The following is an 18095-nucleotide window of genomic DNA, read 5'->3' as shown; positions in this document are numbered from 1 at the left end:
TATGATCGGAGCCGTGAATACACCGGCGATCCGCCTGCAGGGCGTCACGAAGCGTTACGACAAGAAGACCGCGGTCCGCGATCTCGACCTCGAGGTTCCGACGGGCTCGATCTACGGGCTCATCGGACCCAACGGCGCGGGAAAGACCACCACACTCCGCATGATCCTCGACATCATCGGGGCTGACACCGGCTCGGTCGAGATGTTCGGGTCGAGCAACATCGAGGAGATGCGGCCCCGCGTGGGATACCTCCCCGAAGAGCGGGGACTGTACCAGAAGATGACGGCCGTCGACCACCTCGCCTTCTTCGGCCAGCTCAAGGGAATCCGGCGAAAGGAAGCGCTGGCTCGCGCGCGGGCCGGGCTGGAGGCGGTGGGTCTCGGCGATCGGGCGGACGACAAGGTCGAGACGTTCTCCAAGGGGATGGCCCAGAAGACCCAGTTCCTCGCCGTGATCCTGCACGAGCCGGATCTGCTGGTGCTCGACGAGCCGTTCAGCGGCCTCGATCCGCTCAACGTGGAACTGTTCAAGGAGATGATCCTGGAGCGCCGGCGCGCCGGGGCAACGATCCTGCTGTCGACACACCTCATTGAGGACGCGGAGCGGCTGTGCGAGCGCGTCTGCATGATCGCGGGCGCGACCAAGGTCCTGGACGGCCGGCTGCGTGACATCAAGGCGGCCGCGGGGCGTCAGGCTGTCGCGATCTCGTTCGAGGGCAACCCGGAGTTCCTCGGCGCGCCCCACCTCATCGAACGCATCGCTTCGCATGGCCGGTACGTGGAGGTCCGCATGCACGAAGGCGCGGACCCCCAGGAGCTTCTGCGGCTGGCGGTCCGCAGCGGAGCCCTGATCTCCCGCTTCGAGCTGATCGAACCTTCCCTCCGGGAGATCTTCATTGAGAAAGCCACGGAGGCCGGGCTATCGCACCAGGACGAGAGCGAAGGCGACGAGGCAGCGGCATGAACCCGCTCACGCCAAAGGTCGCGGCCGTGGTCCGCCGGGAGTTCATGCTCCGTGTGAAGTCGAAGTGGTTCCTGCTCTCTACGCTGGGCCTTCCCGTGCTGATCCTCGGCCTCATGGTCCTTGCCGGTTTTCTGGTGGTCCGGGGGGCGACGGATGCGGGAGAGACGCGGAGGGTCATCGGGATCGCGGATCCCGCGGACTTCATCGGCGACCTGCTCGTGGAAGAGTTGGTGGCGGACTCGATCGACGCCGTGCGGGCCACCGACATGGAGGGGCTGTCGATCGACGAAGCGAGGGCACGGCTGTTGTCCTCCACGTACGACCTGTTGCTGATGATCCCGCGCGTGGCGGGTACGCGGGCGGCCGTGATGCCGGACTCGGCGTCGGGGGAGAGCGCGGCGGAAGCCGCCGGGCAGGACGCGGAAGATCGGGAGACGACGCTGCTGGCGCGGGACAACGTGCCCTCCGTCGTCGAAAGTTCAATCCGCTCGGCGCTCCAGAGGGCTTCGGTGAGGGCACGTTTGCGGTCGGTGGGCGTGCAGAGCGTCGATCCGGGGGCTCTCCTCCGGCGGATGTCGTTCGACGTCGTGAACGTCACGGAGTCCGGTGAGGCCCGATCCCAGGATCTCTACCGAGGGCTGAGTCTGGGCATCGCGTTCTTCTTCTACTTTGTTCTGCTCATCTACGGACAGATGGTCGTGCGGGCGATCCTCGAGGAGAAGCAGTCCGACATCGTCGAGGTCATGGTCTCCTCGCTGCGCCCGTGGGAGCTGATGCTGGGCAAGATCGTGGGTGTCGGCGCCGTCGGCATCGCTCAAATGGCGGTCTGGAGCTCCGTGTTCGCGATCGGCGCGATCTATGGCCTCACGGCCGGAGCGTCCGCGCTCGCCGAGGCGGGGATCGACATCGCGAACCTCCCGATCCCTTGGGGGACTCTCGCACTCGTGCTCGTATTCCTGGTTCTCGGCTACCTGCTTTATGCGGGGATGTTTGCCGGGGCCGGCGCGACGATCAGCAACGAGCACGACGCGCAGCAGGCAATGCTGCCTGTGATGATGCTCATCATCCTGCCCTTCATGGCGGTCCAGGGGGTGATCCAGAACCCGAACGCCGGATGGGCCGTCGTCGTTTCGATCATCCCGTTCTTCAGTCCGCTGGTGATGACCGCCCGGTTGTTCATTGCGTCGGTGCCGGTCTGGCAGTGGCTCGCAGCGGTGGTCCTTCTGGCCCTGTCCGTGCTCGGGGTGGCGTGGGTCGCCGGACGCATCTATCGCGTGGGAATCCTCATCAAGGGACAGCGCGCCAACCTGCCGCAGGTTGTGCGATGGATACGGCACGGCTAGCAGCCCGTACCCGCAGGGCGCCGGGGCCCGTCTTCGCTCTCATCCTCGGGGTGTGCGCCGGGGCGTGCCGGGCCGACCCGGATGCCATCGTGCTCGGAGCGACCACGTCCACCTATGACTCCGGCCTGCTCGAACACCTGATCTCCCGCTTCAACGACGACCACCCCGGGGTGCGGGTGCGTACCGTGATCGCGGGGAGTGGCGAGGCGCTCGAACTCGGTCGCACCGGCGACGTGGACCTCCTGCTCGTACATGCACCGGACGCCGAAGCGCGCTTCATCGCGGCCGGTCACGCGCCGAGACTGCGCCCCGTCATGTACAACAGCTTCGTGATCGTCGGTCCGCCTGGAGACCCGGCGCGAATCCGGGAGGCCGAGTCCCCCGCGGAGGCCTTCGCGACGATCGCGAGGGATGGGCACCGGTTTGTCTCTCGGGGGGACAGTTCCGGCACGCACTATCGGGAGGTCGCTCTCTGGCGCGAGGCCGGCGTGACGATGCGCGGCGCATGGTACGTCGAGTCCGGACAGGGGCAGGCGACCACCCTCCACGTGGCGAACGAGCGGACTGCGTACGCGCTCACGGACGGTGCCACCCTCACCGTGCTGTCGGACGTGCTGGAACTCGAAGCGCTCGTGGCGGACCACCCCGCGCTGCGCAATGTCTACTCGCTTCTGGAGCCGCGGGCCGCGCTGCGAGCGGGGGTGGCGGCCGTCCTCGCCGACTGGTTTCTATCCGAGACCGGACGCCGTGCGATCGACGAGTTCCGGGTTCGTGGTGGGGACGAACCCCTCTTCATCCCGTGGACTTTCGAGGATGCCGCGCCTCCCGACGGCGCGCCCGCGCTTGAAGGGGACTCCCTTTCCATCGCAGATTCAGGTCGTGGATCCGCTGCTCGAGGCTCTCCGGCTCATCACGTCGGGTGACCTGTACGTCTGGAACGTCATCCTCCGCTCGTTACAGATCAGCGGATCGGCGCTCCTCGTGGCCATGGTCATCGGACTTCCGATCGGGATCGCCGTCGGTCTGGCGCGGTTCCGGCTCCGGCTACCCCTGGTCGCGGTCATCAACGCCGGGCTCGCCTTCCCACCCGTGGTCGTCGGCCTCGCGGTCTTCCTCCTCCTGTCGCGCTCCGGTCCGCTGGGAGACCTTCACCTCCTCTATACCCCCGCCGCGATGATCGGCGCACAGGCGATTATTGCGGGCCCGTACATCGCCGCCGTGAGCCTCGCCGCCGCCGAGGGCATCCCGCCCGACATCGCGCTCCAGGCGCGCGCGCTCGGCGCAAGCCGTTGGCAGGCGATCCTCCTCCAGCTGCGAGAGGTGCGGACTTCGCTGGTGGCGGCGGTCGCTGCGGGGTTCGGAGCCATCATCAGCGAAGTGGGCGCGGTGATGATGGTGGGCGGCAACATCCTCGGTGAGACCCGAGTGATGACGACCGCGATCGTGCTGGAGACGCGCCGCGGCAACTTCGATGTCGCGATCGCGATGGGGATCGTCCTGATGGTCATCGCCCTCTGCGTGAACGCGCTGCTGCTGCTGTTCGGGCGGCGGTCGCTCCGCCGCGGCACGGTAGCGTGAACGCCCGGCCCGCACCGCTTCTCCACGGAACCGGGCTCCGCCGGGTCTACGGTGGGAAGACCGCGGTCGAGGTGGACCGCATCGAGCTCAGGGAGGGGGAACTGCTCGCCGTGTTCGGCCCGAACGGCGCCGGAAAATCGACCTTGCTGCGCGTACTGGCGATGCTGGAAAAGCCCGACGCCGGCCGGGTGGCGTTCCGCGGCGAATCCGGCCGGGCCGGCGAGCGCGCGCTCCGCTCGGCCTCGGCCGTCGTGTTCCAGCGCCCGCACTTCTGGCGTGAATCCGTCGAGTACAACGTGGGGCTGGGGCTCGGGCTGCGCGGCGTGTCCCGCTCCGAATCACGCGCGCGGTCGCGCACGGTCTGCGAACAACTCGGGATCTCGCACCTGCTGGCCGCGCATGTGTCCGAGCTGTCGGGCGGCGAGGCCCAGCGCGTCGCACTCGCCCGGGCGCTGGTGCTCGATCCCGAGATCCTCTTCCTCGACGAACCGACGGCCAACCTCGACACGGATTCCAGGATCGATCTCCGGCAGGACCTTGAACGCGTGGCGCGGGAACGGGCGACGAGCGTCTTTCTCATCACCCACGACCGGAGCGAAGCCTTTCACCTCGCGGATCGGGTGGCCGTGATCAGGGACGGCCGGCTGATTCAGACCGGCACGCCGAAGGACATCTACGAGAACCCCGCCGACGTATACACGGCGCGCGTCACCGGAGCGGAGTTCTCGATCTCGGGCACCGTGACGCAGACTCAGGAGCGGATGGTCACGGTCGACGTGGGGGGAGCTTCGCTCCTGGCGCTCGGGGACGCCGCCACGGGAGAGCTCGTGAAGATTGCCTACCGGCCGGAAGATCTGGTTCTCGGTGCTGCCGACGTCCCTCCGGCCGAGCTGAGTACACGGAACCTGCTCTTCGCGACGGTCACGGAGCGCCGCGACATGGGCGGGTTGGTGAGGCTGCGGATGAACGGTCCCCTGGAACTCGTTGCCCTCGTCACGCTTGACGCGGCCGAGGAACTGGGCGTCGATCCCGGAACCCGGGTGGCGGTGCGGATGAAGGCGACGGCGCTGCACGCGTTCCCGGTCGCCCCGAGCGGATCACCGCGCGCCGACACCGGGAGCAGCTAGCCCGAACCTCCCGCAATCGCGGGCCCCGTCCAGATGACGATGGCCCCGCAGCGTCCGACCGAACCCCCGAATTCCGCAGGCAACTCGCTCGGGCCGCGATAGACCTCGATTCCGGCGACCTCCGAGGGTGTAACGAAGTTGTCGATCGAGTCGGAGAACCCCCCGCCGTCGCGGATCACGCGCACCCCATCCACATAGACGTTCGCGTTCATGCACCCGTACTCGGCACGATTGTTCAGGCTGGGGGCGCCCCGCGTCATACGGATGACGCAGTTGTTGTTACCACTCCCCGTGCACTCGGTCCGCAGCCCCGGGAGCCGTCCAAGATAGTGCGTGACCCTGATCGCGCCCGCATCGTGGATCTCGTCTCGCGTGATGAAGACGCCGGCGCCGGCCGCCTCCCCCAGTTCACGCCGATCGTAGAACCCCTGAAGCTCCAGCCTCTTTTCCCGAACCGCGGTGACAACGAGCGGCGCGAGTTCGATTGGGTCGACGCTCAGCTCGAAGTCCACCTGAACCGTCCGGTCGCTCGGCAGGTTCACGACTTGATCAACCGGCTCGAACGCGAGGTGCTCGACCTGGATGCGATACGCCCCGGGGTCGAGGTCGGTGAACATGTAGCGACCGTTCCCGTCGCTGAGCCGCTGTCGGTTCTCGTCCAGAAGGGTGTCCGCCAGGGTGATGCTCGCCGCTTCGACCGGGCGACCCGAGTTTCGGTCGATGACGCGACCCAGTATGCGGCCGGGGACTCTCAGCAGACTTACCAGGACGCCCTCTTCTACGCCCACCAGGATGTCCCACCCGGCGGGCGGTCCCGGCTCGATACTGAGCAGGACCGGCTCCGTGACGAAGGAGGGGAACCTGGCCCGGACTGTGAGGCCCTTCAGCGGCGGGAGGCCGCAGAGTACGTACACGCCGCCTTCATCCGCTTCCACCGACAGCGTCCGGCGCTGGCCCCCGTCGTCTCGCCAGGCTGCCTGAACCGTGGCTCCGGGGATGACCATGCCCTGGAGCGTATCGCGTACGATCCCCGCCAGACCGGTGAGGGCCGGATCCATCTCGGCGGGGCAGGTCACCAGATCCTGGGCTGCCAGCGAGGCGCCGGCCGGGGACGTCACGATCCCCGTCGCGAGGGCAAGAAACACCGTCCGGACCCGGTTCCGTCCGCCCGCACGCGTGTCACCATATGATCGCATGTCGCGGCCTCCGCTCCCTGCGTCGCATCGCTGCGTCAGCCGAGGGTTCCCGAACATCAAACGTAGCGGATCTTCGCGTCGCGCACACGACGCAGTTGGCCTCGTGCGCGGCGGGGACCGTAGTATTGCGGGGAGGGTCGGAATCCTGTCACTCTGTCCCGGAGTTCATCCGCCGTGGGGGACGTGGAGACCATCATGCGCGACAAGCAGGTGCGCGACGCAGTGGGCGTCGTTTGTCTCCTGTTCGGCCTGTCCGGCTGCCTGAATCTGGGAATCGGATTGGCCCCGACCGTGGGGAACCTGCAGCAGTCCGTGGTCAGCGAGGGAGAGGCTCTCCCCGAGTTCGCGCGCGCCGCCGGGGGAGTCGGCGTCGTCTATGTGTCCGGCCAGATCGTGGGACGGCTGCGGTGTGACTATCTGGTCAGCGATCTGAAGGAGGTCTCCGGAGGGCTGGAGATCTCCGTGACGGTCGTTTCGGGCCGGCAGGGCTGCAACAGCCGGCAACCATCGACCCTGTCCTATCTGGGGAACATCTTCAACCTCGACCCCGGCCCCATGACGGTCGTCGTCAAACACCGCTACCAAGGCGTGACCGGCATTGCCGGCGAACGCTTCAACTCCGTAGTCAACGTCAACTAGCAGGCCGGCACCAGGCGTTTGCCGAACCTTCAGGCGAGGGGCGTGGAGCGGCCGTGCAGTTCGAGGAGATCCGCGTCGCTCATCCCTGCCAGTGCGCGCGTCGCTTCCGCCACGTTGCGGCTCTCGTGCGTCACCCAACGCGGGGTCTCGAAGGGATCCTCCAGACAGACGAAGTAGATACGTGCCGCCGCAGCTGTGTTCGGCTGTCCGCCGGACACGTAGGCCTCCCACTGGATCATCCCGTCGTCGAGAAACGTACGGGACAGCGCCCGCGTCGGATCCGCCGACATGCCGCTCATACCTTCACCGAGCGGGCGAGCAGCTCGCGCAGTCCCGCTTCGTTCATGGCCGCGACCGCCTCCTTCGGCACCTTCGAGATACCCGGCGGCGCCTGGTTGTAGCGCTGGGGCACCGTGACATCGTCCTGGTTGCGGAACATCACGAGCAGCCGAGGCGACTGCTGCGTGGTACCGGAGAAGATGGAGAACTCGGCCTCCCAGGTGGCGCCCGATTCACTCGTGAACCGGGTCCGGGCGCTGTCGGCCGCCCCGTCCAGCCGGAATATCAGTTTCTTCAGCAGCGACATGTTGCGCGTCGGGTTCGTTCGGGTGCGCGTAACGGCGGATTATCGGCGCGGAGACACTAGGCGAGTCGGCGGCGACCCGCCAGCCTGCACACTTCCGATGGGCTGCCGAATCTGCGACCTTGGATCGGACTCCGGCCTGTCCGGTGTTCAAGGGAGTCAAGGAGAAAGCCATGTCCGTTCCCCGTCGCTGGTCACGTACCGCCCCCGGCCCCCGGATCCACCCCGGCGCGGTCGCTCTGCTGCTGGTCGCGATCCTCATGCCGTTCGCGGCCGCCGGCCAGGATCCGGACGTCATCGACGCGTTCTCGCGGCGCATCGCCGCCGACGTCGAGGCGGACGGCGTTGGAGGCATTACCGCCGCCGTGTTCAAGGGAGATCAGGTGTTGTGGGCTCAGGGCTTCGGCTGGGCCGACCCCGAGAACCGGGTCCCGGCCGGCGTGCGGACGATTTACCGCACCGGTTCGATCTCGAAGTCGGTGACGGCGGTCCTGATGGCCGACCTCCTGGAGAACGGCATCGTCGCGCTCGACGACGCCCTGCCGGACCACCTGCCCGAGGCGGCCGGCTTCGGCGATCCGCCCGAGGGCATGGCGCCGGTGACGCTGCGGCAGCTGGCCAGCCACACCGCCGGCCTCATCCGTGAGCCCGAACTGGAGGGCGCGGCGGCAGGGCCGATCGAGGACTGGGGCTACAAGATTCTCGCCTCGATCCCCCATACGCGCTTCTACACGATGCCGGGCACGCGCTACCAGTACTCGAACATCGGGTACGGCGTGCTCGGGTACGCCCTCCAGCGAGCCGCCGGGACGTCGTTCATGGAGCTTGTGGAAGACCGGATCTTCGAACCGCTGGGTATGCGCTCCTCCACCTTCATCGTCGGCCCCGACCTGTGGCGCCGCGTGGCGGTGGGCTTTGCCAACGGGGACGACGGCCCCGTGGACGCCGACTTTCCGGCGCTGGAGCACGCGGGCCGCGGCTACAAGGTCCCGAACGGCGGCGTCTACTCGACGGTGGGGGACCTGGCCACGTTCGGGGCCGCGGTCATGGGCATGACCGAATACCAGCTCCTGGAGCCGAGCACGCGCAAAGAGGTCATGACCGTCCACACCCCTGAAGATCCGGACGACGGATACGGACTCGGATTCTCGGTCCGCTCCGTCGCGCTCGAGGATGGGACGGTGCGTTTCGTCGGCCACGGAGGCTCGGTCGCCGGGTACAACATGTACCTCGTGTTCGAGCCGGAGAGCGGGTATGGCGTGGCGCTTGGACGCAATTACAACAGCGGTGCCACGAATCTGGGGGGGGCCGGCGACGAGCTGCTCCGCGCGCTGCTCGAGGTTGGCCATTGAACCCGGTGACTTGTGCCCGGTACCGTGGGGTCACGCCGCTCCTCGCCGTGCTGGCGCTCCTCCTTCCTCCGGGGGCGCTTGCGGGGCAGGAAGAAGAAGAGCGCGAGCTCCGCATCTGCCGGCAGTTCGGAAACTCCGATCTCGAGGTCGGCATCGAAGGCATCATCCGCGACCAGGACAGCGATACGCCGCTGCCCGGCGCCACCGTCGTGATCCGGTATGAGTCCGAACGCGGGATGGCGACGCCCGACGACGTGCGGGTCGAAGCGGACGCGGAAGGACGTTACCAGGCATGCGGCCTCGTCGCGTTCCGCGAAGCGCGGGTCCGGGCCCTCTATCGCGCCGAGCGCGGGAAAGAGCGCAAGGTCGACCTGGACCGGTCGCAGTTCGTCGATCTCGAGGTCGATCTCGGGAACGCGGCGTTCGTAGTCTTCTCCGTCCTGGCCGCGGAGACCGGCCAACCTGTACAGGGCGCACGGCTTCAGATCTCCCCCCTCCCGATCTCGGGCGTCACGGACTCGCTCGGCCGGGTGACGTTCCGCACCATGCCTCCCGGCACCTACGACCTGCACGTGCAGCACATCGCGTTCTCGCCGCTCGACGACGAGGTCAACATTCTCACGGACCAGAGCGCCGAGTTCCTGGTTCAACTCCAGACGCGGGCGATCGCGATGGCCCCGCTCAAGGTGGAGGTGACCGCCCGCGACGCGTGGCTGGTGACCTCGGGCTTTTATGACCGCCGTGGATCCATCGAGGATGGCTACTTCGCGACCTACCCGGAGATCGACGACTTCACGCACCTCGGGCAGGTCTTCCGGTTCAAGCGGGAACTCTCCATCAAGTTCCGCCGGAGACAACTCATCCTCCTCAACGGAAGGCCGGCGAGTCGTCTCGGGTTCAACGCGCGCAACCTGCGCGAGTTGAAGTTTGACACCGTCAGGGGCATCGAGGCGTACAGGTGCAGCGACGCACCGCCGGAGATCATGAACCAGGTGCCGAACACCATGGCCTTCGGCGACTGCAACCTGATCGCCATCTGGACGCGCTGAAGGTCCGACCCGACCCTTCGACCTGACGATTCGTTGAGCCAGGACACCCACAAGGCAGGGGAAGCTGCGGCCGCGCCCGAAAGCGGGTTGTGGCGGGCTGCGCGCGATGCGGTGTGGGGCACCGAGGAGGACTTCACTTCGGGCAGTCTGAACCGCGGTGTCCTGCTGCTCGCCATCCCGATGGTGCTCGAGATGGCGGGCGAGTCGCTGTTCTTCCTCGTGGACATGGCCGTGGTCAGCCGGCTCGGAGCCGACGCCCTGGCCGCCCTCGCGCTCACCGAAGCGATGCTGGCCGTCATCTACTCCGTCGCCGTGGGGCTCGCGATGTCCACGACGGCGATGGTCGCGCGGCGCACGGGCGAGAAGGACGAGCGGGGCGCGGCGGACGCGGCGGTGCAGGCGATACTGCTCGCGACGGGTATCGCCGCCGTCCTCGGGCTGACCGGCGCGATCCTGGCGCCCACGCTGCTCCGGATCATGGGCGGGTCTCCCGAAGTCGTCGCCGTCGGCACCCCCTTCGCGCGCATCCAGCTGGGCGGCATGGTCGTGATCATCCTCCTGTTCGTGAACAACGCGATCTACCGCGGGGCGGGCGACGCAACGATGGCGATGCGATCGGTGTGGCTGGCGAACGGGATCAATATCGTGCTGGATCCGCTGCTCGTGTTCGGGCTCTGGATCTTCCCGGAGTTCGGGCTGATGGGAGCCGCCATCGCGACGACGACCGGGCGCGGGATCGGAGCCCTCTACCAGCTGCGGCACATGTCGCGCGGCGACCGGATCCGCGTGCGCCGCGAGGACCTCCGCCTCGACCTCCCCGTCATCGGCCGGCTCGCGCGCGTGTCGATCGGCGGCATAGGGCAGATGATGGTGACCCAGGTCAGCTACATCCTCTCGATCCGCTTCCTGTCCGCGTTCGGGACCGTCGCCCTCGCCGGCTACACCATGGCGATCCGCGTCGTCATCTTCGTGATCCTCCCCGCGTGGGGTCTCGCGAACGCCGCCGCCACCCTTGTGGGACAGAACCTGGGCGCCGGGAAGCCGGACCGCGCGGAGCGGTCGGTCTATCTCACCGGCCTCTGGAACATGGGGTTCATGGCGGTGGTGACGGTCGTCTTCGTGGCCTTCGCGTATCCGATCCTCGCACCTTTCGCGCCGGATCCCGAAACACACGAGGTGGGAGCGCGCGCGCTCCGGATCATCAGCTATGGCTACATCTTCTACGCCTGGGGCATGGTCACGATGCAGGCGTTCAACGGAGCCGGGGACACGGCGACGCCCACCTGGATCAACATCGGGGTCTTCTGGTGCTTCCAGCTTCCGCTCGCCGCGTGGCTCGCGTTCAGCGCCGGCTGGGGTGAGACGGGCGTATTCTGGTCGTTCGCGGTCGCCTACTCGCTCTCGGCCGTAGTCGGTCTGTGGCTCTTCCGCCGCGGCCGCTGGAAGAAGAAGATCGTCTAGCCACTGTTCCTATGGGGAGCAACGCCCTCGTGCCGCGGAGCCGATCCGGCGTAGAGTGATCACGACGGCGGCATTCGCGCCCTCCGTCAGCTGGACCTCCCGCACGGGACCGGTGAAGCCCCGGCATTGGGCTCGCACCAGGTAGCGTCCGGGCGGGAGTTCCTCCAGCGAAAACCTTCCGTCCTGGTCCGTCACCGCCCGGAACTCCGTATCGATCAGTGTGACACGTGCCGTCCGGATCGGTTCAGAGGTGCCCTCGGTGATGACAACGCCGCTGATCGCACCGGGGGAGGTCACCGGCACGGTGAGGCTTACATCCGGGCCGGTCGCATCATCGGGTGCCGCAGCATCGAAGACGGTCGGGACGCCCGACTGGGGGCCGTACGTGGCCATGAGTTCTACTTCCGCACCCGATGGCAGATCGCACACCCGATACCTGCCAAGCGAATCCGTCCGCACTTCGACCTGTTGTCGATCGAGGCCGTCGGGGGCCGCGTATGACGCCATCACGTACGCGGCCGGCAGCCGGACATCCGTGATTTCGTCCTCGACGAACCCCTCGAGGACCACTTCACCGAGACGGCCCGCGTGTTCACATAGCTCCACTTCGATCTCCGGTACCTCCGCCAACTGCACAATCCAGTCGGACCAGAGGATGATCGCACCGCAGTACATCGTGGCCGCGTTCCAGGCGAAGAAGGGGAGCTTGCTGTGAGGCGTGTAGAGTTCAGCGGCCCCGAGATCCGAGACCGACAACTCCTCCAGAAGTGTGGGCGGGGGCTCATCCCGGGGCCGGTCCAGGCCCGCCGGGTTTATGGAATAGGGCCTGCTCGTCCCCCACCCGGACGTCGTGCCGATCAGCCTTCGATCGAAATAGACCTGCAAGCTGGGACAACGGCTCAGAGGGGAGCGGAGCTGCAGGCTCGACACGAAGTGATCCAGCGTCGTGTAGCCGGCCGCGTTCGCCTCTATCCAATCCCGCTCGAAATACGTGCCCCAGCCCTCTTCCATACGGTCGTAGAAACCGGTTTCCACCAGGCGCAGGGGTCGTCCTTCGATGTCGACTTCCAGCGGCTCCAGCGGGATCGCCCGCGGCGTCAGCCGTATATCCAGGGACGTCACCCCATCGGCTCCGATCTCCAGCGACGTGGGGAGATCTTCGTAGCCGAGGTGGCGGGCGCCGAGCACATACGGACCGGGCGTGACTCCCTCGAAGGCGAACGTGCCCTCCGGTCCGGTGATCGCTTCGCGCACCGAGCCGGATGGGGCGGCAAGACGAACCGTCGCGCCTTCGACCGGCGCACCCGTGCCACCATCAGTGACGATCCCGGCCACCCGCGCCGCTTCCTGAGCCGCTAGCGCCACCGGGCCAAGGCCCCCGCTCGCTGCAAGAACGAGCGCCGCGGCCCGCAGCGACGCCGGGACCGCCCTGGCTGGCGACCGTCTTGGGTTGCGTGTACGCGTCCTCGGCACCTGACGCAGTCCCCTGTTTGGCGATAACCCTGAAGCGAGGCCCGGGGGGGCAAGAATGGAGTACACCCCGTCAAGAGACGCCCCAAACCCACCCAACGTCACTATCGTCGCGGGAACCCCGGTGACGTCATGAGGAGCCGCGACCGGCCCTCAGCGATCCGTGGTCGAGTCTCCGGCCTCCAGCGCCGCGGCCGGCACGAGTTGCACAACCCGGACGATCGGGAAACCCAGTTCAGCCGTATCCGAGTAGGCCAAGAGGCCGTCCGGGCCGAACGCGTCCGGGATGCGCAGGCCACCCGGCTGGATCGTGCCCAGATAGCGGGCGTCGGGCGTCACGATGTCGATCGGACCATCCTCCGATGGAAGCCCCGACCGCTCCACCCACAGGCGGCCCTCCGCGTCCACGGCAAGCTCGTCGATCGCGGGGATGACGTCGGCGAAGGTCATCTGTTCGATACCCGTTTTTCTCGCCGCGTTGATCTGGTCCCCGAGGTTATCCGGCAAGGAGACGCCGGCCGGGAGGGCTCCCCCGAACGAGAAGCTGACCCGGTTCTGCCCCCCCTCGAGCGCCGCCAGCTGGCGTTCCCGCTCCGCGTCCTGTACCGACTCGGTCACCGCGATCGGCGTTACGGGGCGTTCCAGAACACCTGCCACCACACTACCCTCCCCGATGAGCTTGATCCGGTATCCGGAGGAATCGACGACCGCCAGCCGACCGTCCGACAACGCCACGAAGGAGAGCCCGGGGTCGAAGGCCCTCGTGGGGCTCATACGGAGCGAAATCCCACCTCCCGCGGCCTCCGCCCCGTCTCCGGTGGGCGGTGGCGGCTCCCATGCCGTGTACAGCAACTCTCGGGAACCGTCGGGCCGGTATAGAGCGATCGGACGCCCCGTCTCGTCACCGCTTCCGCCGACCGAGCTCCGGATGGACATGCTCCGCGACGTCCCGGTGACCTGCATCTCGCCGTCCGTGATGATGCTCCCGTCCGGCAGCCACGCGTTTACCCGGGTCGGCGTACCCTGCTCGAGGTCGAACGGCGCCGAGTCCAGGTAGTCCCCCTCCTGGGTGAAGAACTGAATTCCGTTGCGCCCGCGGTCGAACACCGCGAGGCGGCCATCCGCGAGGACGGCCATCGAGCGCGGCTGGACCAGTTCTCCCGGACCCTCGCCCTGGCGGGAGATCGTCCGCAGGTAACGCCCCTCGCGGTCGAACACCACCACGTGCCCGGCCTGTCCGTCGAGCAGAAAGAGATCGCCCGCGGCGCTGAAGACCAGATCCGTGACGGAGCCGATGATTTCCCAGTCCTCGCCATCCAGGGCACCGACCGTCCACAATGACCGGGACTCGGGAGCGATGGTGAAGTCGGGACTGTCCATGCCCCCCGACCCGCCGGCCGGCCGCCCGGAGTCGGCGTCGCCGCAGCCGGTCACAAGGAACGGGGCCAGGATGGGTACCCCGAGAGTCCGTAGCTGACGCGAGATGATCATGGGCGGCCTCCCTTGGGTTGTACCGTCACGTCTACGGAACCGCCCAACCCACGGAGGGTTGCCCGGTATTGCGGGCGCTCGAAGAGATCGTGAGGCCGCTATTCGCCCCGACTCTCCTTACCTTCGCGCGCCACGCCCGCCCTTGGTCCGGATCTCGATGACGCCGTTCTGCGCCCGTTCGCCGTACTTCGAGGCGGCCGCATCGCCCCTGATGATTGTGACGTTCTCGACGTCGAGAGCCCCTATATCCGATAACCTCGCGTCTTCGGACTGGATCACACCGTCGATGACGATGAGTGGATCCATTCCTCCGCCAATGGCCGTCCGCATCAGGTCCGGGTCCCCGTCGTCGTCAACATCCCTGACGACTCCGGTAACGAGAAAATCACTGAGTTCCAGACCCCGGTCGGAGCCGGCGGACGGTACGACCGCGAACGTCATCCACTGCGAGACCCACACGGCGGTGGCCTCGCCGCGATTCTTCGCTGGCTCGAACCGCATGACCTTGACGACCTCCGTAGCGGCGCGATCCAGCGCCTCGTTTCCGCTGGTCGTCTTTATCTCATGCTTTGCAACGACGCCCGACTCATCGACGTAGACCCACAGTTCGACGCGGCCGCCAACACCCGCGGCCTTCAGGTCGGCGGGATAGGCCTCCTGGAGCGCCCGCTGAACCTCGCCTCCGTTCTTGAGCACGGGATTCGTGTCGAAGGGGACGAACGTCGGCCGCTCCGCCTTCGGAGCGCTCGGGGGAGTCGGCGGAACAGCCTGGAACACGATCCACTGCGAGACCCAGACGGCGGTCGGCTGATCGCGGTTCATTGCGGGCCGAAACCGCATCACGTCGACGACCTCCATCGCGGCACGGTCAAGCGCCTCGTTGCCGCTGGTCGTCTTTATGACGCTGTTCCGGACGACGCCCGTCTCGTCAACGTACACCCAGACTTCGACTTTGCCCCCGATCCCCTCGAAGTTGAGGTCGGCGGGATAGGCCTCGAGCAGCGCCCGGTGAACCTCCGGCGCGTTCTTGAGCACCGGGTTGGTGTCGAACGGGATGAACGCCGGACGATCCGACGCCGTGCCGCCCGACGCGGGTGGCGCCAGATCCTCGCGCGAGGTCGCGTCTCGCCACTCGATGGCCTCAGAAGGCAGGTTCAGCGCCGCGGCGGGGGGTTCCGGGGCATCCATCGAGGCCTCCGGCCGGGGGGCGCCCATCACGAGGATGATGGCCAGCGCGGCCACGCCCGACGCGCCGAGGGCACGGGTGAGGCGGAGCCGGGCGAGCGGCTCCGTCATGCGGCGCAATCGCCGCTCCACGGCGGGCTTCCGCTCGGCGAAGGCGGCCGCGGCCAGCAGCGGCGCGGAGACGCGGCGCCCCACAGTGATGAGGGCATCGGCATAGTCCCGCGGCGACTCACCCCGCTCCAGTACGCGGCGGTCGCAGTCGAACTCGATCGCAAGCCGCAGGCGCGACACCTGCCACCACAGGAACAGGTTCCACGGCATCAGCACGAGCGCGGCAATCCCCACCATGAACAACCGATGGTCTCCCGCCCGCTGGTGCTCCCGCTCGTGCAGGAACACGAGCCGCAGCAGCCTGTCCTCGAGGTCCGAAATCCACCTGGGCATCACCACGACGGAGCATCCGACCCCTACGACCGCCGGGCCACGGTTCTCCGACAGCATGACCGGCGACCCCAGGACCCGACCGGACTCCCACGTCCGCATCTCCGACCGCAGGCGTCGGTACGCCCGTGCCAGGTGGAAGCCCATCGCCGCCACCAGGAGGACCCAGCCCCAGCCCAGAAGCGCGCTTATCGCCCCGGCATCGAAACCGGAGCCGGCCTCGGTGCCGGCCACGGTCGTAGCCGCCGCCGGTGCCGCGGCTACGACCGGCTCTCCCAATCCGACGAGAGGCGAGAAAGCCGTGCCTCCGGCTTCCGGAAACAGCCCGGGGGCGAGGAAGGCGACGACCGGCGCTGTCACCGAACCGGCGATCGCCGCGAACCACGCCCAGCGCACCGGCTTGCGGAAGTGGCCCAGAGCCCGCTCCGCCGCGAAGGCGGCCAGTCCCAGAAGTGCCGAGATGAACAGGCAGTACCCGATCCAGGCGGTGACCATATTCCTGCTCCTTCAAGTTGAGGCGTTCGCGCGGCCTACAGACCTATACCACTTCGAACGTGACCCACTGCGAGACCCAGACGGCCGTGACCGCGCCGCGGTTCCTCGCGGGTTCGAAGCGCATGATCTTCACGACTTCCGTAGCGGCGCGATCCAGCGCCTCGTTTCCGCTGGTCGTCTTGATCTGCGGGTTTTGGACGGCGCCCGTCTCGTCGATATGGATCCACAGCTCCACTCTGCCGCCCACGCCCGCATCCTTCAGGTCGGTCGGATAGGCCTCCACGAGCGCCTGCTGAACCTCGCCTCCGTTCTTGAGCACGGGATTCGTGTCGAACGGCACGAACGTTGGCCGGTCCGATTTCGGAGTGCTCTCCGGCGCTCCGGCGGACGCCGTTTCAACCTGGAACGCGATCCACTGCGAGACCCAGACCGCGGTCGGCTGGCCGCGGTTCATCGCCGGCTCGAACCGCATGATCTCGGCGAGGGCCCCGGCGGTTCGGTCGAAGGCCTCGTAGCCGCTCGGCGTCTTGACCTGCGAGTTGCGGACGATGCCCGCCTCGTCGATGTACACCCAGAGTTCCGTCTTGCCGCCAATCCCCTGGGCATTGAGGTCGGCGGGATAGGACGCCCGAAGTGCCAGCTCGATGACGCGCGCGTTCGTGAGCACAGGGTTTGTGTCGAACGGGATGAACGCCGGACGATCCGACGCCGCGCCGCCCGCCGTGGGCGGCGCCAGGTCCTCGACCGAACTCGCCTCCTGCCCGTCGCCGGCTTCCGAGGGCGGGTTCATCGTCGCCTGCGGGCGGGGCGCGCCCATCACGAGGATGATGGCCAAGGCGGCCACGCCCGAGGCGCCGAGAGCGCGGGTGAAGCGAAGCCGGGCCAACGGCGCGGTCATTCGGCGCAACCGCCGCTCCACGGCAGGCTTCCGCTCGGCGAAGGCAGCGGCGGCCAGCAACGGCGCGGAGACGCGGCTCCCCACGGTGATAAGCGCGTCGGCATAGTCGCGCGGCGACTCGCCCCGCTCCAGGACGCGGCGGTCGCAGTCGAACTCGATCGCCAGCCGCAGGCGGGACACCTGCCACCACAGGAAGAGGTTCCACGGCGTCAGCACGAGCGCGCCGATCGCCGCTGCGAAGAGGCGGTGGTCCCCCGCTCGCTGGTGCTCGCGCTCGTGAAGGAACACAAGGCGCAGCAGCCGGTCCTCGAGATTCGAGATCCACTTCGGCATCACAACAACGGAGTGCCCTACCCCCACCACGGCCGGGCCCCGGTCCTCAGACACCAGTACCGGCGATCCCAGCACCTGCCCCGGCTCCCACGTCCGCATCTCCGACCGCAGACGCCGGTACGCTCCCGCCAAGTGGAAGCCCATCGCCGCCACCAGGAGGGCCCAGCCCCAGCCCAGGAGCGCGCTCACGGCCCCGGCATCGAATCCGTGGGCGGCCTCCGACCCCGCCACCGGATCAGCCGGCGCCGCGGCCACGACCGGTTCTCCGAGTCCGCCCAGCGGCGAGAAAACCGTGCTCCCGGCTTCCGGAAACAGCCCGGGGGCGAGGAAGGCGACGACCGGCGCCGCCACCGAACCGGCGATCGCCGCAAGCCACGCCCACCGCACCGGCTTCCCCAAGTGGCCCAAGGCGTGCTCGGCCGCGAGGGCGGCCAGTCCGAGAAGGGCCGAGATCAACAGGCAGTACGCGATCCAGGCGATGAGCATGGTC

At 67.9% G+C, this 18095-nt stretch carries 16 protein-coding genes and 1 pseudogene; 10 read left to right on the top strand and 7 right to left on the bottom strand.

Annotated elements, in window-relative coordinates; translation table 11 throughout:
• Nucleotide 1 precedes the first annotated feature (1 nt).
• The 6 genes and pseudogenes from ACN9M6_RS09980 (at nt 2) to ACN9M6_RS09955 (ending at nt 5012) form a co-directional block, all read left to right on the top strand.
• Nucleotides 2–964: an ABC transporter ATP-binding protein gene (locus ACN9M6_RS09980; RefSeq protein WP_419162778.1), complete on the top strand. Its 963-nt coding sequence runs from the start codon at nt 2–4 to the stop codon at nt 962–964.
• Entirely contained in the window at nt 961–2307 is a 1347-nt protein-coding gene (locus tag ACN9M6_RS09975; protein ID WP_419162777.1) for an ABC transporter permease, read from the top strand. The genes ACN9M6_RS09980 and ACN9M6_RS09975 overlap by 4 nt, the downstream gene beginning before the upstream one ends.
• A complete protein-coding gene (locus tag ACN9M6_RS09970) occupies nt 2289–3230 on the top strand; it encodes a substrate-binding domain-containing protein (RefSeq protein WP_419162776.1) in 942 nt (313 codons plus the stop codon). Before ACN9M6_RS09975 ends, ACN9M6_RS09970 begins: the two co-directional genes overlap by 19 nt.
• A complete protein-coding gene (locus tag ACN9M6_RS09965; RefSeq protein ID WP_419162775.1) occupies nt 3187–3885 on the top strand; it encodes an ABC transporter permease in 699 nt (232 codons plus the stop codon). Before ACN9M6_RS09970 ends, ACN9M6_RS09965 begins: the two co-directional genes overlap by 44 nt.
• Nucleotides 3886–3956: 71 nt before the next feature.
• Nucleotides 3957–4370, top strand: a pseudogene (locus ACN9M6_RS09960) (ATP-binding cassette domain-containing protein); the annotation flags it as partial.
• A gap of 276 nt (nt 4371–4646) precedes the next feature.
• Nucleotides 4647–5012: a TOBE domain-containing protein gene (locus tag ACN9M6_RS09955; RefSeq protein WP_419163740.1), complete on the top strand. Its 366-nt coding sequence runs from the start codon at nt 4647–4649 to the stop codon at nt 5010–5012.
• On the opposite strand, the gene ACN9M6_RS09950 is transcribed toward ACN9M6_RS09955, so the two are convergent.
• Nucleotides 5009–6208: a carboxypeptidase regulatory-like domain-containing protein gene (locus ACN9M6_RS09950; protein ID WP_419162774.1), complete on the bottom strand. Its 1200-nt coding sequence runs from the start codon at nt 6206–6208 to the stop codon at nt 5009–5011. The two genes, ACN9M6_RS09955 and ACN9M6_RS09950, sit on opposite strands and share 4 nt — an antisense overlap.
• A 195-nt stretch (nt 6209–6403) precedes the next feature.
• Between ACN9M6_RS09950 and ACN9M6_RS09945 the strand changes: the two genes are divergently transcribed.
• Nucleotides 6404–6847, top strand: a complete 444-nt coding sequence (locus ACN9M6_RS09945; protein ID WP_419162773.1) for a hypothetical protein — start codon at nt 6404–6406, stop codon at nt 6845–6847.
• Between the two features lie 29 nt (nt 6848–6876).
• On the opposite strand, the gene ACN9M6_RS09940 is transcribed toward ACN9M6_RS09945, so the two are convergent.
• Together ACN9M6_RS09940 and ACN9M6_RS09935 are read right to left on the bottom strand one after the other, a co-directional pair.
• The gene (locus tag ACN9M6_RS09940; RefSeq protein WP_419162772.1) at nt 6877–7146 is read right to left on the bottom strand and encodes a hypothetical protein; all 270 of its coding nucleotides are present in this window, start codon (nt 7144–7146) and stop codon (nt 6877–6879) included.
• Nucleotides 7143–7433: a hypothetical protein gene (locus ACN9M6_RS09935; RefSeq protein ID WP_419162771.1), complete on the bottom strand. Its 291-nt coding sequence runs from the start codon at nt 7431–7433 to the stop codon at nt 7143–7145. The genes ACN9M6_RS09940 and ACN9M6_RS09935 overlap by 4 nt, the downstream gene beginning before the upstream one ends.
• A 170-nt stretch (nt 7434–7603) precedes the next feature.
• On the opposite strand from ACN9M6_RS09935, the gene ACN9M6_RS09930 reads away from it, so the two are divergent.
• Genes ACN9M6_RS09930 through ACN9M6_RS09920 form a run of 3 tightly spaced genes read left to right on the top strand, consistent with a single transcriptional unit; the run spans nt 7604 to nt 11292 of the window.
• Entirely contained in the window at nt 7604–8782 is a 1179-nt protein-coding gene (locus ACN9M6_RS09930; RefSeq protein WP_419162770.1) for a serine hydrolase domain-containing protein, read from the top strand.
• A 5-nt stretch (nt 8783–8787) separates the two neighbouring features.
• Entirely contained in the window at nt 8788–9831 is a 1044-nt protein-coding gene (locus ACN9M6_RS09925; RefSeq protein ID WP_419163739.1) for a carboxypeptidase regulatory-like domain-containing protein, read from the top strand.
• 33 nt (nt 9832–9864) lie between these two features.
• Nucleotides 9865–11292, top strand: a complete 1428-nt coding sequence (locus ACN9M6_RS09920) for an MATE family efflux transporter (protein WP_419162769.1) — start codon at nt 9865–9867, stop codon at nt 11290–11292.
• A gap of 9 nt (nt 11293–11301) precedes the next feature.
• Here ACN9M6_RS09920 and ACN9M6_RS09915 read toward each other — a convergent pair whose 3' ends face one another.
• The 4 genes from ACN9M6_RS09915 to ACN9M6_RS09900 form a co-directional block, all read right to left on the bottom strand.
• Nucleotides 11302–12627 (bottom strand): carboxypeptidase-like regulatory domain-containing protein, encoded by a 1326-nt coding sequence (locus tag ACN9M6_RS09915; protein WP_419162768.1) that lies wholly within the window; start codon nt 12625–12627, stop codon nt 11302–11304.
• Nucleotides 12628–12915: 288 nt separating this feature from the next.
• On the bottom strand, nt 12916–14253 hold the full coding sequence (locus ACN9M6_RS09910) for a 6-bladed beta-propeller (protein WP_419162767.1): 1338 nt from the start codon (nt 14251–14253) through the stop codon (nt 12916–12918).
• Nucleotides 14254–14370: 117 nt separating this feature from the next.
• Complete coding sequence (locus ACN9M6_RS09905; protein ID WP_419162766.1) at nt 14371–16374, bottom strand: TonB family protein; 2004 nt, start codon at nt 16372–16374, stop codon at nt 14371–14373.
• A 43-nt stretch (nt 16375–16417) separates the two neighbouring features.
• On the bottom strand, nt 16418–18091 hold the full coding sequence (locus tag ACN9M6_RS09900; protein WP_419162765.1) for a TonB family protein: 1674 nt from the start codon (nt 18089–18091) through the stop codon (nt 16418–16420).
• Nucleotides 18092–18095 lie beyond the last annotated feature (4 nt).

The sequence above is a fragment of the Candidatus Palauibacter sp. genome (genome assembly GCF_965197445.1).
In the GTDB taxonomy this organism is placed as follows: Bacteria; Gemmatimonadota; Gemmatimonadetes; order Palauibacterales; family Palauibacteraceae; genus Palauibacter.
The sequence above is the reverse complement of the archived record's forward strand: the minus strand, read 5'-3'. Positions and strand labels throughout refer to the sequence as shown.